We start from the raw sequence: 14,450 nt of genomic DNA, 5'->3' as shown, positions 1-14,450 counted from the left end.
CTTCAGCTATATCGGCACCCGGGCTACCGGGAACGACGGCGGCAGCTTCCTGCTGGCGGGGCCTTCGTGGGAGGGCGCGGACAGGTCCAGGTTCGATGGCATCTCCTATAGCGAGAGCCATTTCGCCCTGGTGGTCGTCCGCACGCAACTCTTCAATCCAAACGACCTGCCAAACGTCGAGGCAATCCAGAATCAGTACAAGGTCCAGACCCTGAGCCAGTTTCTCGGCACCCCGCCGCCGCCCCCCCCTCCCTCCATCGAGTGGCCGGCACCCCTCGTCGGAGCCCCGGGCAAGACACCCGCGGTGTTCGGCAACATCAATTTCATGCTCCAATTCTGTCCCACCAATCCCACCGAGGTGGGATTGATGGAGCGGTTCGCTCGGATCGGCGTTGGCGCCGGCCTGCCGTTCGATGTGAACGACCTGAGCCCCGAAATGCTGGCGGCCTTTGAAGGAGGCATCGCCGATGCCTGGCAGGCATTCGACGCGATCAATGCACAAGTGGACGCGGGCGAGCTGAAGACCGGCGATTTCTTCGGCACGAGGGACTTCCTCAACAACAACTACCTGTACCGCTTCGCGGGGGCGAAGATCGGCATCTACGGAAACTCCGAGGAGGAAGCGCTCTACTTCATGTACAACGTGGATGCGAACGAGCAGATACTCGACGCCTCGACAAGTCAATACACGCTCACCCTGACCGAGCTCCCGCCGGCCAAGGCGTTCTGGTCCGTCACGATGTATGACGCCAAGACCCAGCTGCTCGTCGACAACCCCATCAATCGCTATCTGCTGAACTCGCCGATGCTGGACTCGTTCGTGCGTGGGGAGGACGGCTCAATCACGTTCTACATCCAGAAAGAAGCCCCGAACGAGGGGTTGCAACCGAACTGGCTGCCAACCCCTGATGGAGCGTTCTACATGGCCATGCGGCTCTACGTCCCGGAGCGGAGCGCGCTCGACGGCGAGTGGACCTCCCCCCCGGTGCGGCGAGTGGACACCTCGGCGAGATAGGTCCCGCTCCACTGAGGCTCGGTGACGTGGAACTGGCGGAGGACCCGGTGGTGAGCCACCGGGTCCTCGGTGGGGCTCGATGTCTTCGCATGGCGTCCGGTGCTGAGCGCGCGCCTGTCCCCTGGCGCCATTGGGGAAGTCCACGGCCGCGGCTACCCTCGACATGCCGAGTGGCATCACCCATGACGGCCGCAGCCGGCCAGGGGAGGGACGGTTGCCCGACTCGAGGACAGGCCGGATGTCGAAATTGAGCGGTCGGCGCCCCCGGGGTCTCGCCTTGTGCTTCGTCCTGTCGCTCGTCCTCCTGCCAGCGTGCTCCTGTGAGGGCGACAAGCGGCTCGAGAGCCCCGCGGAGCGGAGCGAGCCGGACGACGCGGAGCCCCCTGCGCCCACGCCCACCGGGGAGCGGCCAGGCCTGTTCAATGCCTCCGCTCTCCAGGTCAGTCGTTCCCCGGGCCGTGAGGAGGCACAGGCGCTCGCGGGGAGCACCCTCCAGGGCAGCGTCGCCATCTTCGTGGCCCCCCGCCCGGGAAGTGGCATCACCCGGGTGGAGTTCTTCCTGGACGCCCCCACCCGGCAGCGCTCGCCGATGTCCCTGGCCCTCCGCGCCCCCTTCGACTTCGCGGGGACGGCGTGGGACGGGAGGGCCACGCTCTACGACACGCGGCAGTTCGCCGACGGGGACCACTCCCTCACAGTGGTCGTCCGCGACGCCGGCTTCCGCGCGGATGAGGCCACCGCGAGCTTCACCGTGGCCAACGCCTCGGCCCCCGCGCTGGCGCCCGTCCTTCCGCCTACGCTCGTGCCTCCGGCGCCTCCCGGACTGCGCACCGTGGATGCATGGGAGCGGCTGTTCCTGAACGTCTGGGAGCGCGAGCACCTGACGGACTCCCTGCCCCGGAGCACCTCGACGGACAGCTGGGACTTCTACGGCCTCGCGTATGGCCTCGACGCCAACACCGCGATGTACCGGGCCACCGGACGGACCGTGTACCTCGACCGCGCGCTGCTCTACGTCAACAACCTGGTCGGCACGGCCCGCGTCTCCCTGTCTCTCCCCCAGAGCCAGTTCAAGGACGGCTTCCTGGGCTGGGCTTCCACCCTGTCGGACCCCGAGGGGCAGGAGGTGCCGCTGTACGAGAGCTACTGCTGGCGCTACGTCACGCGCCTGCTGCGCGTCATCCGCGAGACGCCCGAGCTCTACGACAACACCGCCTATCGCTCGCAGTACGAGCGCCTGCTGGCCTTCACCGAGAAGAACATCTTCGAGAAGTGGTTCGTGCGCGGAGCGGATGCCTTCATCTACCGCAGCCGCACGCACATGGCCGCGCACTGGGCCTTCATCGCCATGGACCTGGCGCTCATGACGGCGGACGCCACCGCGCGGCCCACCTACCAGGCCGTCTTCGACAACATCAACGAGCAGGGCCTGCCCAACTTCAGCGCTTCCCTGCGCGCGCAGCTCGTGCCCCACCCCCTCCACCCGGACGCGTGGTTCTGGAGTGACAGGTGGGGCTCGCACGAGCCGCCCGGGCAGGACGTGGCGCACGCGAACGGAGTGCTCGCGTTCCTCGTCGAGGCGCACGACGCCGGTCTCACATGGACGGATGACGACCTCCGGCGCTTCACCGCGACGCTCAACACCGTCGTCTGGCCCGTGGAGGGGACGTACGCGGAATACGTCGACGGCTCCGGTAACGGAGACGGCTGGTTCAACGATGGATTGATGAAGCTCGGCCGCTACGACCTCGGCCTGCAGCGCCGGCTGGAGCAGCACCGCGTGGGGCAGAACAGCCAGTTCTTCGCCAACGGCGCGCTCAACGTGCGCATCCTGTCCGAGCCCCCTGGGCCGTGAGGCGGAAGCTCGATTGGGGGCGCTACTCGGCGAGCTTCAACAGCGCGTCGAACAGCGAATCCTGGATGCGGTGCGCGCGCGCCGAATGTTCCACGGCCCGCATTCCCGACCATGCACCGAGCAACTGATATGGCACGACCCAGGTCGTGCCGCCCGCATGTTCGAGCGCCACCGCGCCGACCAGTCCCCGTCCATGCACCATGTTGGTGCGCACCACCCGGAGCGTGCCGGCGGACTGGTCGCCCAGGAGCTCGCCGCTCGCATCGCGCAGCGTGGCCCCGTGCTCGAAGCACTCGATGTGCTGCAACGGGAGCTTGAGGAAGGTGGACCCGGGCGCATCGACCCAGACGATCAACGACAACAGGGTGATGAGGCCGACGATGAAGCCCACGACGACCATCGAGATTACGAAGGTCGTGACGCTGAAGGCCGGCCAGAACAGCCACGCTCCGACCACTCCCGAGATGACGATGGTCGTCGGAAGGGAGATGGCCACCAGCGCCAGCACGAAGCGGGAGGTGTGGGTCTTCCACAGCGTGCCTCCAACCACCGCGCGAGCACCTCCACGGCCAGAAGCTTTCGGGATGCGGGCCTGCGTTGAATCCATGTCGTTACCATGACCGAATCCTGAGCCGAGGCGAAGCCCCGGGCGCGACTGCGCCCAGGGGAGACGGGCCACCCTGTGGCAGGGGCCGCTACCGGGGGCCCACGAGATACCTGCAGCCGTACACGGAGGGCGGGGGCGAGGACTGAGAGAACCAGGTCGGGCAGCCGGAGCCCATCGTGCCGATGGTCGCGGAGCTCCCCACCGACGTGCTCCCCATCCACCAGAGCACCACGTGCCCCGTGCTGGGGTTGTGCCAGACGAGGTCCACATGGGCATCCGCCGAGTAGTCCGCGGTGGCGCCGAGATAGAAGCCCAGCGGCATGGTGGGCAGGGCGACGGTGCTGAGCACGCTCAGGTTGTTCATCACCGCGATTTCATTCTGGCCCGAGGTCCTGTGCCGCCAGATGAGGTCCGTCCTGCCATCCCTGTTCATGTCCGCCGCGCCCACGATGAACCAGGGCAGCGGGCGCGAGCTGATGGCGGAGTTCCCCAGGGACGTGGACCCGTTCATGTACCGGTAGAAGTACTGCCCCGTGTCGCGGTTGTGCACCACCAGGTCCGTCCGCCCGTCCACGTTGAAGTCCCCGGAGGCGGCGATGTACCAGCTCGCGTTCGGCCGCAGGTTCGCGATGGGGGCCAGTCCGAGGACGGTGAAGGAGTCGCTGAGGAAGCGGATGTTGTCACCCCCCACCCCGGTGGCCGGCTGGTAGACGAGGTCGTTGGCCGGCGTGGGGCCGCCAAAGTCGGAGGCGGCCTGGACCGTCAGCGAGGGCGAGAGCGCGGGCATCGTCGCCGTTCCCGCCAGCGAGGGCCCCTGCATGAGCCAGACGAGCATGTTCCCCGTGGACTGCTCCCGCCACAGGAGGTCCGACGTGGCGTCGCCATTGAAGCTCACCCGGCTACCGCGGATGGCCTGCGCGGCCTCGCCCACGGGAGTCTCTACGCCCGTCGCTTCGCCCTCGGAACCGCCACACCCCACCTGCCCCAGCAGCCCGGTGAGACACAACGCCAGCATCCGGCTCTTCATGTGCATGCCCCCTGGTGACACCTTGAAAATCAGGTTTCACACGGAGTGTATGTTTTGCTGGAGTTATGAAGCAACCCGGAGCCTGGCTCCATCGAAGGAGCCCGCCCCCTCGACAGGCCTCCCAGTATCGGGTCCCGTGCATCGAGGGGCCCTCGCGGACAGTGGGCCCCGGCGCGCCCGCTCAATACCTAGCGGGGATGAAGAACCTGCGACAGGCCCTCCAGCGGAGAAGGGCGTTCGAGCAGGAAGTACCGCCCGGCCCGCGCGTCGTGCCCCTGTGGGCGCTTCTCTTGCTCGCGCTCCAGACCGCGTGCCCGCTCGCGGAGAACTACACCGATGAGACCGGACCGAGATACAGCGGAGACTATCTGCCTCCCGGCTCCGCGGAGGAGCCCTCCTCGGTCACCGTCGTGACGTTCAACCTCGCCTTCGCTGAGCAGGTCTCCGAGGCGATAACGGCCCTCACGAGACCTCCGCTCGCAGGGGCGGACGTCATCGCGATGCAGGAGATGGACGCGCCCGCCGTGGACAGGATCGCCAGTGAGCTCGGGCTGGCCTACGTCTACTACCCCGCCTCCGTGCATGTGGATGGCGATGACTTTGGAAATGCGGTGTTGAGCCGGTGGCCAATCACCGCTGACTCGAAGATCAACCTCCCCCATGACGACCCGTACCACCAGCGCCACCGCATCGCCGTCGTCGCGACGCTGGACCTACGAGGGACACCCGTACAGGTGGTCTCCGTGCACAACGCGACCCCCACCGTCGGGCTCGGCGGACGGCTCGATCAGGTGGAGACCATCATCGACGCGGTCGACGGGACGGGGCCGTTGCAGGTCATCGCTGGCGACTTCAACACCTCCGACCCGGGAAGCCTCGAGCAGACCGTGAAGCTGTTCTCGGAGCGAGGATTCCAATGGGCCTCGGAAGGAGTGGGTGACACCGTGGACTCCATCATCGGCGGCCTGCCGCTCGACTCCGTCTTCGTCCGGGGCCTCTCTCCGGTGGAGCGCGGCGTGGACACACGCCCCGCTGGGAGCGATCACTTTCCGGTCTGGGTGCGCTTCGCATGGCCGCCCTGAGCCCGCGGCACGCCCTACGGGGACTGTGGGTGGGTGGGCTTCTCCTCTTCGCCCCTGGCTGTCTGAGCGGAGCGCAGAACCTCGGCGCGGCGACGACCCCCGTGGGGACGACCGAGGTTGGCGTTTCACTGAACGCGCTCGCCTACGAGCACGGCCGGGAGCGGGGGTATCTGCCCAGTCCCGAGCTCACCTTCCGCAAGGGGGTCAGCGAGAACCTGGACTGGGGCGGTCGCCTCTGTCTCCTGGGCCTCGAGCTCGGGACCCGGCATCGGCTCGTCGAGCGGTCCTCATGGACATGGTCGCTCGCCCCGAGCGCGGGTGTCTGGTACGTGCCCGTCACCAACAACTCCACGGAGCCCGTCAATTTTCGTCTCGGGGCGAAGACGCTGCTCGACTATCGGCTCAGTCGAGCGTGGACCGTCACCGGGGGAGCCTCGCTGATGGGGGCCTTCGCGGGACCGCTCACCACCTTTCAAGGCAGGTTCAACGGTTCGCACCTGCTTGCCCTACCGGGCGGCTCGCTGGGCGTGGCGTTCCGTCTGCGTCCGTCCCTCGAGCTGCGAGCAGAGGGCGGCCTCGAGCTTCCGCTCGACCTGAGTGAAGGCCGCCGGCAGCTGACCGGCCATGCCGGGCTGACGCTTCGCTGGAGCCGCGCCGACGTTCGATGACGGCGCGGGCTGTCTCCCAGCGCACACCGGGCTCGCTCCGGACGACAGCGTGCGCCCGCCGGGCACGCGGCCCACCTTGGTTCCCCCACCCGCTCGCGCCCCGGAGCCCACGATGACACGACATCTGCTCGGCGCCCTGGCTGTGGTGCTCCTCCTGCTGTGGGGGCTCGGCGCGCAGGCGAGCCCTCCCGCGGACGCGCCCCTCGCACAGCCAGCCCCGCCCCGCTCCTGCCCGGACTGCGAGGTGGAGCCCCGGCCCTGGCGCGCGTTCGGGGAGCTGATGCTCACCCAGGCAATCCCCTCCTCGTTCAACATCATCGTGCAAGATGCCGAGTGGGCGAAGATCAGCCCCGCCAGCTGGGCGACGAACGTCGAGAATCCGTGGCAGTGGGACAACAACCAGTTCATCAACAACCAGTTCAGCCACCCGTACCACGGCAGCCTCTACTTCAACTCCGCGCGCGCCAACGGCTACAACTTCTGGCAGTCCGCCCCCTGGGCCTTCGGGGGCAGCCTGATGTGGGAGCTGTTCGCCGAGACGTGGGCGCCCTCGCCCAACGACTTCTGGAACACCAGCCTGGGGGGCATCACCCTGGGCGAGACGCTCTGGCGCTTGTCCTCACTGGTGCTGGACAACCGGGTGACGGGACGAGAGCGCGTGGCGCGCGAGGTGGGCGCCGCCGTCATCAACCCGGTGCGCGGCTTCAACCGCCTCGTGGACGGGCATGCCTGGCGCGTGGCGGAGAACCCGGCGGAGTTCCGGCCAGGCCGCGTCTTCGCGATGCTGGACCTGGGCTATGGCCACACGGTGGGCACGACCACGGACCAGGTGCAGAGCGAGCTGGGCCACGCCTACTTCGCGGGCGAGCTGGTGTACGGCGACCCGGTCTCCGACCTGGACGGCGCGCCCTTCAGCACCTTCGACCTGCGACTGGGGTTGATGTCCAGGCAGGCAGAGGGGACGAGGCGCTTCACCCAGCTGCAGTCGCGTGGGAACCTGGGCGCGAAGCAGCTGCGGCGCAGCGAGGGGACGGAGCACCAGCTGGCCGCCTTCATCACCTACGACTTCTTCGCCTCGCCCTCGCTCGAGTTCGGCGGCCAGGGCTTCGCGCTCGGGCCCGTGTCGCGCTGGGGCTTGCCCGCGGGCTTCCGGCTCGAGGCCGAGCTGCTCGCCACCCCCATGCCCATCTCGGCCGTTCGCTCCGACTACTTCGTGACCGAGGAGGGGCGCGACTACGACTACGGCGTGGGCATGGGCGGGCGCGCCGAGCTGCGGGCCTCCTGGGCGAACCGCGCCCTGCTGCGGGCCACCGGGCGCTACCTCTGGCAACCGGTGCTCAGCGGCTTCAACGGCGACCACCAGCAGCTGGGCCTCCAGCTCGAGGGGCGCTTCTTCGTCATCGGGCAGGTGGGCCTGGGCGCCATCTTCACGTGGTACCAGCGCGATAGCCGGTACGACGCCTTCGCGGACGTGTCCCAGACCGGCCGGCAGTTCCGCATCTTCGCCTCGCTCGCGGGGCCGAGGTGGACCCCATGAAGCCCACGGCTCAGCGCACCGCGGCCAGAGTCCTCGTGCCGCTGCTGCTCGCCGCCTGCGTGGGGTGCGCGGACTCCACCATCAAGACGCTGGGCGAGGAGAACGGCGCCCTCACCGACAACGAGCCTGGCGCCTTCCGCTTCCAGGCCTTCGAGCTGGACAACGTGCACGACGAGGTGGTCGTGCGCTGGGTCAACCCGGAGGGCCGGGCCTCCGTCTCGCACCGCAGCTTCATGCACCACGGGCAGGGAGCGGTGACGGTGCTGGACGCGGCCGACCAGCCTCTCTACTCCACCCCGGTGGAGTACCAGCTGGACAACCAGACGCACCCCGGGCTGCCCGGCACGTGGACGGTGCGCATCCAGCTCTTCGGCTCGCGCGGACGGGTGGACGTGGCCCTCAGCAGCCTCGCGGGCGAGGGCGACCCCGACCTGGAGCCCCCCCTGCCGCCGCAGCTCTCGCCCTAGCAGTCCGGCGCCCGTCCTGCCCACGTCCTGGCCGCCCCCCGCGTTCCGGGGGGGCGACCACGACCGCGGCATCCACGACGTCCCCTTCTGAAAAGACAGTCCCACGTCTCACGTGACGTCGACGCATCACCCCGCGATCACGGTGGGTGAAATCGAGCTCGACAACCTCCTGGTTTCTCCTAAATACGGAAATACACACACATCTATATTTCCGTAAACAAAGCATGTTACACGCCGGTGGCAGTCCCTTTTGGGAGGGATTGCCGTCGTCAACACATGCAGAGGGGGAACACCATGTCGATTCATCAAGGCGAAGCGCCCGCGCGGGCATTCATGACCCTGTCGCGCAAGGTCCTGTCCACGGTTGCGCTGGCCGGGCTGCTCGGGGGTTGTGGCTACGCAGCAGAGGAGCCGTCCCGCTCGTCGGAGGAGTCCGGCTGGGGCGCCGAGCCCGTGCTGAGGACCCAGAAGGACTCGCTCTACGTCCTGTCGACGAAGATCTGGCTCAACCGCACCATCCCCGTGTGCTGGGACAATCCTGACTACTCCAACGCGGCGCAGAACACGTCGCGCGCGTGGGTGCGGAGCGTGGTGGAGGAGACCTGGGGACGCCAGGCCGACCTCACCTTCACGGGCTGGGGCCAGTGCGGCTCCTTCGTGGGCGGTATCAAGATCAAGATTGAAGACGTCGCCGGCAGCGCGCCCCACACCGACGGACTGGGGACGGACCTGGGTTTGTGGTGGAACCGCCTGGCCCTCAACTTCACCTACGTGAACTGGGGCCAGTCCTGCCAGGGCACGCTGGAGAAGTGCACCAAGGCCATCGCCGTCCACGAGTTCGGCCATGCGCTGGGCTTCGCCCACGAGCAGGCCCGGCCCGACAACGTGGACCCGGTGACCGGCACCGTGCGGTGCAACAATCTGCAGCCTGGTGGGGAGACGCAGGGGGACACCATCCTGAGCCCCTATGACATCGACTCCATCATGAACTATTGCAGCCCCGGCTACTGGAACGACTACGGGAAGCTCAGCCCGCTGGACATCCAGGCGGTGCAGAAGGTCTACGGCGCCAGGCCCGGCTCCATCGTCGGCATCGACGGCAAGTGCCTGGACGTCGGCTTCGGCTACCCTTCCAACTGGACCCGGACGGAGCTGTATGACTGCAACATGAACTCCTATCCGTCCCAGAAGTGGGCGCGCCAGACCAACGACTCCCTGCGCAACACCAACAGTGGCCGGTGCCTCGACAGCTACTACGGGGGGACGGCCAACGGCACTGATACGCAGATCTACGACTGCAACGGTGGCATCGGTGGCCAGAAATGGTCCTTCTCGAATGTCGCGATCGGTGGCTTCAACGGCAAGTGCCTGGACGTCGTCAACGGCAGCACCGCCGCTGGCGCGAAGACGCACCTCTGGGACTGTCACAGCGGTAGCTCCCAGAAGTGGACCCTGACCACCGGCGGCGACATCCGCCATTCCAGCGGCAAGTGCCTGGAAGTCACCGGAGGCAACAGCGCCAACAACACGACCATCCAGCTCTGGGACTGCAACGGCACGGCCGCCCAGAAGTGGACTCTGGAGGCTGGGGGCCGGGTGCGCGGGCTCGCCAGCAAGTGCCTGGATGTCTACGCCGCCAATGGCGGGAACGGCACCAGCGCGGTGCTGTACGACTGCAATGGCCAGACGAACCAGCGCTGGCACCTGAGCGGCCCCATCCTCGGGGGCTCGGGCCGGTGCCTCGACGCCCGGAATGGCTCCTCGGCCAACGGCACCAAAACCCAGCTCTGGGATTGCAACGGCACCCGCGCGCAGGTCTGGAACTACTTCCCCTGAGCCAGGGGCTCACGTGAGGCCTGAATAGCACCGGGGCCGGAGACCGCTGGGTTCCCAGCGGCTTCCGGCCCCGATTGCTTCAGTGGCGCGCGGGAGCGCGTGTCCCTACTGCACCAGCCGGCGGATGTCGCCGCAGGCGATGTAGGAGCTGCCATTGGCCATGGTGATGATTTCGTCCACCACGTAGAGGACGTTCTCCTCTCGGATGTCGCGCGGGAAGCGGATGTTGAGGTCCGGGTCGTAGCCGTCCGACACGACGCGGGCGCGCAGCTTGCTGCCCTCCTTGACGCACTGGATGATGACGCCCGTGCCCACGCTGGTCGTCGTGGGCAGGTCCGCCGCCGAGCTCGCCGTCACCTTCGAGGCCGTGGGCTTGCCCTTGCTCGCCGGGGCCGCACCCTGGCTCTTCGCGGACCGCTCCTGTCCCGGCACCACCAGCCGCTTGATGTTCCCCACCACCCGGTAGAAGGTGCCGTCTCCGGACGTCTCCAGCTTCTCCACCACGTAGCGCACGCCTTCCTCGCGCGCGCTCCGGGGGAACTGCACGTTGAAGCTCGTGTCATGCCCCGGGGAGACGGTGTGTACGCGCAGCTTGCCGCCCTCGCGCACACACTCCAGCACGATGCCGCCGCCCGCGTCGCTCACGGCCTCCAGGCTGTCCGCCGAGCCTCCCGCCGTCCCACGCAGCGCCAGGTCCCCACGGTTGCGCGTGCCCGCCTGATACGACTGGTCCCTCAGCTCCTTGCGAATCACCGCGTCGTACGTGCGCGACTCCAGCCGCTGCGCGTAGTGCGCCAGTTGCTCCACCTCCTCGGAGAGCTCGTAGGACGCCTTGTCCAGGAGGAGTGACAGCTCGGAGATGACCTCGCGCAGACGCCGGGAGGCCGAGGGCAGGTCCCCCTTGTCCGCCAGCTCGATGGCCTGGTCCTTCACACGCGCGATGCGCAGGCGGCTCGTCTGGGCCAGCACGTTCTTGTCCGCCGCCGACGCCGCCGACTCCGCGGCCGGGGCCAGGTGCGCGAGGATGGGCACCTCGCCCGTCACCTCCCGCACGCTCCCGTCCACCACCACCTGCGCCCGGAACATCAGCGTGGCCAGCGCCACCGGCCCGGCCGCCGAAGACGCCTCCACCGACAGCTCCGCCGCGAGCTGGCGGGCCTCCGTGGCGTAGACGTCCCCCAACCCCACCGTCACCTCCTGGCCTCGCGCCTCGAAGCGGTAGCGGTTGAGCACGCTCGCCACCTTCACCGTGGCCGCGGGCTTGAGCACCACCTCCAGGTTCTGCGCCACCAGCGAGCCCAGGCCCTCCATCTCGATGCGGAACACCCCCGATGCATCTTCGGGCGACTGGATGTAATAGAAGTGCCCCTCGCCGGCATTGGCCATGCCGATGAGCAGGTCCTCGTTGAAGTTGGCGCCGAAGCCGAGCGTCGTGGTGATGATGCCCGCGCTGGACTTCTCCCGCGCCATGTTGATGAGCTGCTCCGGGTCCTGGATGCCCGCGTTGGCCCGCCCATCCGTGAGCAGCAGCACGCGGTTGATGCGCTCGCCGGACTGCTGGCTCTTCACGTGCTCCACGCCCTTGAGCCACCCGCCACTCAGGTTGGTACAGCCGCCCGCGCTGACCTTGGAGAGCACCTTGCCGATGGCCGCCTTGTCAGTGACCTTCACCGGGGCGAGCACCGTGGCCACCGTGTCGTCATAGGTGACGATGGACAGCGAGTCCTCGGGGCTCATGCGCTCCACCAGCTCGTGCGAGGCCTGGATGGCGTTCTTCAGCGGCGCCCCCGCCATGGAACCCGAACGGTCGATGACGAGGCCCAGGTTGAGCGAGCGCCGCGCGGACGCCGCGTCCGCCTCCGCGGAGAACGTCACGAGCACATCGACCTTGGACGACGTCCCCAGTGGGAGCACGGGGTGACTGAGCGTGTAGGTGACCTTCAATGTGGATCCTTTCGTAAGGGGCAAAAAGCAGCCTATTCCAACCCAGGTGCTACCCGCAGTGCGCCTGCCCTTCGACGCCTCATTCATGGAATCTTCTGCTATGACAAGACCGGGGAGCGGATGGTCCACCCCGTCCCAGTGAGGCTCGCATGCGGAGCATCGTCGGTTGGATTCTCGTCACCCTGGGGCTCATCGGCTTCGGCGTGGAGATCGACAACCTGCGGAGAGGCACCACGGACACGACCGTCTTGGGGTTCACCCTGGCCACCCTCTTTCTCGCCGGAGGCGGAGCGCTCATCCGCGGCGCACGGCGCGCGAAGCTGCCGGCCGGGCTGAACGAGGGGCTCGCCGTGGCGCAGCTCCGCGAGATGTCCCCTCGCGACATCGAGCGGGCGATCCTCTCCTGCGCGAAGCAGCATGGTGGCCGCGTCACCATCGCCGAGGTGGCGGCGGAGAGCTCTCTCTCCTTCACCGAAGCCAAGGCGGCGCTCGAGGAACTCCAGCGCGCAGGCGCCTGCACCGTCGACGTCACCGACCAGGGCGCCTTCATCTACGAGTTCAACGGCCTGATGCCCCGAGAGCCCGCGCGCGAAGCGGCCGACGCCTGAGACTGCCGCGTCCAGGCGCGCTCCGTGCCCGTGCGCCTCGCGACGCAGGGCCTGGCGCCCTCCACCGCAAGATTCTCCAAGTACGCCGTGCGCTCCTGGGCTACGGGCCCCGGGTGCCCGCCCCTACCGCCGCGGGCAGACTGGATGGAAAATGATCGCCACGACGGTATTGCGGCGCGGCTCAATCTCGGTGGTCGACTACCGGTGTGGCGCCGGCCCCTCGGACGCGCCGTTCGTCGAGCAGCACAGCGGCTTCTCCATCGCCTACGTGCGCAAGGGCAGCTTCAGCTACCACACGCGGGGAAGGTCCTTCGAGCTGGTGGCGGGGTCGCTCCTGCTCGGCCATCCCGGCGACGAGTACATGTGTGCGCACGACCATGTCGTGGGCGACGAGTGCTTGTCCTTCCACTTCTCTCAAGAGTGGGTCGCCGCGCTCGGTGAGCCGACCGACCTCTGGCGGACCGGCTCCGTGCCGCCGCTGCCGGAGATGATGGTGCTCGGCGAGCTGGCGCAGGCGTCCGCCGAGGGCCGGAGCGACCTGGGCGTCGACGAGGTGGGGATGCTGTTCGCGGCCCGCTTCGCGGAGGTCGTCTCCGGGAAGAGGCGCAGCGCGCTGGAGACGCGGGTGAAGGACCGCCGCCGCGCGGTGGAGGCGGCACTCTGGCTGGACGAGAACTCGCACGCCTCCGTGGACCTCGACAGCGCGGCGCGAGAGGCCGGCCTCAGCCCGTTCCACTTCCTGCGCCTCTTCTCCAGGGTGCTGGGAGTGACCCCGCACCAGTACCTCGTCCGCACCCGGCTCCGCCGCGCGGCGCGCCTGCTGGCGGACGATGACCGGCCCATCACCGACATCGCGTTCGACGTCGGCTTCGGTGACCTCTCCAACTTCGTGCGCACCTTCCACCGCGCGGCGGGAGTCTCGCCCCGGAGCTTCCGGCAGGCCGCGCGTGGCGAGCGCAACATCCTCCAAGTCTGGCCGTCGACCCGCCTCCTAGGCTGACCGTCCACTCATCAAGGAGGTCACCGTGTACGACCACATCGGATTGAAGGTGAAGAACCTCGACGCGAGCGTGCGCTTCTACGGCGCCGCGCTCCAGTCCCTGGGCCTGGTGCTCTGCTCCCGCGACGACTCGAGCGCGGGCTTCGGGCCTCCGGGCGAGCCGGCCCTGTGGCTCTATCAGTCGAAGGACGCGGCGGGCGCTGGGGCCCACGTGGCCTTCCGGGCCTCGGAGCGGGCCGCCGTTGATCGCTTCCACCAGGGCGGGCTCGACGCCGGCGGTAGGGACCACGGCCGTCCCGGCGTCCGCGCCGACTACAGCCCGAGCTACTACGCCGCGTTCCTGCTGGACCCGGACGGTAACAACGTCGAAGCCGTCTGCCTCCGGTAGCCTCCACCCCCGCGCCCCCGTGGCGCGGCACACCCACCCGGTGGCGTGGACGGTGCCAGCACCGACCACCCACGCCACCGAGGTCCCCGCGAGCGCCCCTCGGCAGCGCAAGTGCTCACGCGCAGGGCGCTCCCTCAGCCGCAACCGCAAGCCAGGCCGGCAGCCTCGCCGCTGAGCGCCACCGGCACGGAGCGCGGGCCGCCCCGGAGGGCCGCTGCCCGGCCGCCGGGAGGAGGGCAGGGTTCCCGTTCCGCTGCGCCAGGGCCCCCTTTTGCGTCGTCGGCGAGGTCGACGCGGGTCAGGTAGCCTTGCGACATCAACAGTCCCTTGTAGATGTTCATGCGATGCTCCTCTTGTTGAACGCTTCTCAAGGTAGGGACATCCTCGCTGGGGAAAAAGCGATGATTTTGCAACCC

At 68.4% G+C, this 14,450-nt stretch carries 14 protein-coding genes; 10 read left to right on the top strand and 4 right to left on the bottom strand.

The window, feature by feature from the left end; all coding sequences use genetic code 11:
• The coding region (locus tag G4D85_RS26830; RefSeq protein WP_164016850.1) for a DUF1254 domain-containing protein at positions 1 to 1,015 on the top strand (1,015 nt) is incomplete at its 5' end.
• A gap of 238 nt (positions 1,016 to 1,253) precedes the next feature.
• The gene (locus G4D85_RS26825; protein ID WP_205525721.1) at positions 1,254 to 2,870 is read left to right on the top strand and encodes a hypothetical protein; all 1,617 of its coding nucleotides are present in this window, start codon (positions 1,254 to 1,256) and stop codon (positions 2,868 to 2,870) included.
• Between the two features lie 22 nt (positions 2,871 to 2,892).
• Here the strand turns inward: G4D85_RS26825 and G4D85_RS26820 are convergent, their stop codons facing one another.
• Together G4D85_RS26820 and G4D85_RS26815 are read right to left on the bottom strand one after the other, a co-directional pair.
• Complete coding sequence (locus G4D85_RS26820; protein ID WP_164016849.1) at positions 2,893 to 3,420, bottom strand: hypothetical protein; 528 nt, start codon at positions 3,418 to 3,420, stop codon at positions 2,893 to 2,895.
• A 145-nt stretch (positions 3,421 to 3,565) separates the two neighbouring features.
• The gene (locus G4D85_RS26815) at positions 3,566 to 4,504 is read right to left on the bottom strand and encodes an FG-GAP repeat domain-containing protein (RefSeq protein ID WP_164016848.1); all 939 of its coding nucleotides are present in this window, start codon (positions 4,502 to 4,504) and stop codon (positions 3,566 to 3,568) included.
• A gap of 197 nt (positions 4,505 to 4,701) precedes the next feature.
• Here G4D85_RS26815 and G4D85_RS26810 point away from each other — a divergent pair, with 197 nt between their 5' ends.
• The 5 genes from G4D85_RS26810 to G4D85_RS26790 all read left to right on the top strand — a co-directional run bounded on the left by G4D85_RS26810 (position 4,702) and on the right by G4D85_RS26790 (position 10,094).
• Entirely contained in the window at positions 4,702 to 5,586 is an 885-nt protein-coding gene (locus tag G4D85_RS26810) for an endonuclease/exonuclease/phosphatase family protein (protein ID WP_164016847.1), read from the top strand.
• Between the two features lie 101 nt (positions 5,587 to 5,687).
• The gene (locus G4D85_RS26805) at positions 5,688 to 6,254 is read left to right on the top strand and encodes a hypothetical protein (protein WP_240359514.1); all 567 of its coding nucleotides are present in this window, start codon (positions 5,688 to 5,690) and stop codon (positions 6,252 to 6,254) included.
• 112 nt (positions 6,255 to 6,366) lie between these two features.
• Entirely contained in the window at positions 6,367 to 7,791 is a 1,425-nt protein-coding gene (locus tag G4D85_RS26800; protein WP_164016846.1) for a DUF3943 domain-containing protein, read from the top strand.
• Entirely contained in the window at positions 7,788 to 8,258 is a 471-nt protein-coding gene (locus tag G4D85_RS26795) for a hypothetical protein (RefSeq protein WP_164016845.1), read from the top strand. Before G4D85_RS26800 ends, G4D85_RS26795 begins: the two co-directional genes overlap by 4 nt.
• 294 nt (positions 8,259 to 8,552) lie before the next feature.
• Positions 8,553 to 10,094 (top strand): ricin-type beta-trefoil lectin domain protein, encoded by a 1,542-nt coding sequence (locus G4D85_RS26790; RefSeq protein ID WP_164016844.1) that lies wholly within the window; start codon positions 8,553 to 8,555, stop codon positions 10,092 to 10,094.
• Positions 10,095 to 10,199: 105 nt separating this feature from the next.
• Here G4D85_RS26790 and G4D85_RS26785 read toward each other — a convergent pair whose 3' ends face one another.
• The gene (locus G4D85_RS26785) at positions 10,200 to 12,038 is read right to left on the bottom strand and encodes a vWA domain-containing protein (protein WP_205525720.1); all 1,839 of its coding nucleotides are present in this window, start codon (positions 12,036 to 12,038) and stop codon (positions 10,200 to 10,202) included.
• 149 nt (positions 12,039 to 12,187) lie between these two features.
• On the opposite strand from G4D85_RS26785, the gene G4D85_RS26780 reads away from it, so the two are divergent.
• The 3 genes from G4D85_RS26780 (at position 12,188) to G4D85_RS26770 (ending at position 14,034) form a co-directional block, all read left to right on the top strand.
• Positions 12,188 to 12,646 carry a hypothetical protein gene (locus G4D85_RS26780; RefSeq protein WP_164016842.1) on the top strand — a complete coding sequence of 153 codons (459 nt, stop codon included), beginning with the start codon at positions 12,188 to 12,190 and terminating at the stop codon, positions 12,644 to 12,646.
• Between the two features lie 151 nt (positions 12,647 to 12,797).
• Positions 12,798 to 13,646 carry an AraC family transcriptional regulator gene (locus G4D85_RS26775; RefSeq protein WP_164016841.1) on the top strand — a complete coding sequence of 283 codons (849 nt, stop codon included), beginning with the start codon at positions 12,798 to 12,800 and terminating at the stop codon, positions 13,644 to 13,646.
• 25 nt (positions 13,647 to 13,671) lie between these two features.
• Positions 13,672 to 14,034 (top strand): VOC family protein, encoded by a 363-nt coding sequence (locus G4D85_RS26770; RefSeq protein WP_164016840.1) that lies wholly within the window; start codon positions 13,672 to 13,674, stop codon positions 14,032 to 14,034.
• A 134-nt stretch (positions 14,035 to 14,168) separates the two neighbouring features.
• Here the strand turns inward: G4D85_RS26770 and G4D85_RS26765 are convergent, their stop codons facing one another.
• Entirely contained in the window at positions 14,169 to 14,375 is a 207-nt protein-coding gene (locus G4D85_RS26765; protein ID WP_164016839.1) for a hypothetical protein, read from the bottom strand.
• Between the last annotated feature and the right edge of the window lie 75 nt (positions 14,376 to 14,450).

Origin of the sequence: Pyxidicoccus trucidator, from assembly GCF_010894435.1 — a bacterium.
Lineage (GTDB): Bacteria > Myxococcota > Myxococcia > Myxococcales > Myxococcaceae > Myxococcus > Myxococcus trucidator.
This window is presented reverse-complemented; position numbering and strand designations above follow the sequence as displayed.

Bases quoted from the DNA above. Each gene is read 5' to 3' on its own strand.
- G4D85_RS26825 (WP_205525721.1), top strand. From the start codon at position 1,254: ATGTCGAAATTGAGCGGTCGGCGCCCCCGGGGTCTCGCCTTGTGCTTC.
- G4D85_RS26815 (WP_164016848.1), bottom strand. From the start codon at position 4,504: ATGAAGAGCCGGATGCTGGCGTTGTGTCTCACCGGGCTGCTGGGGCAG.
- G4D85_RS26810 (WP_164016847.1), top strand. From the start codon at position 4,702: ATGAAGAACCTGCGACAGGCCCTCCAGCGGAGAAGGGCGTTCGAGCAG.
- G4D85_RS26800 (WP_164016846.1), top strand. From the start codon at position 6,367: ATGACACGACATCTGCTCGGCGCCCTGGCTGTGGTGCTCCTCCTGCTG.
- G4D85_RS26795 (WP_164016845.1), top strand. From the start codon at position 7,788: ATGAAGCCCACGGCTCAGCGCACCGCGGCCAGAGTCCTCGTGCCGCTG.
- G4D85_RS26790 (WP_164016844.1), top strand. From the start codon at position 8,553: ATGTCGATTCATCAAGGCGAAGCGCCCGCGCGGGCATTCATGACCCTG.
- G4D85_RS26780 (WP_164016842.1), top strand. From the start codon at position 12,188: ATGCGGAGCATCGTCGGTTGGATTCTCGTCACCCTGGGGCTCATCGGC.
- G4D85_RS26775 (WP_164016841.1), top strand. From the start codon at position 12,798: ATGATCGCCACGACGGTATTGCGGCGCGGCTCAATCTCGGTGGTCGAC.
- G4D85_RS26765 (WP_164016839.1), bottom strand. From the start codon at position 14,375: ATGAACATCTACAAGGGACTGTTGATGTCGCAAGGCTACCTGACCCGC.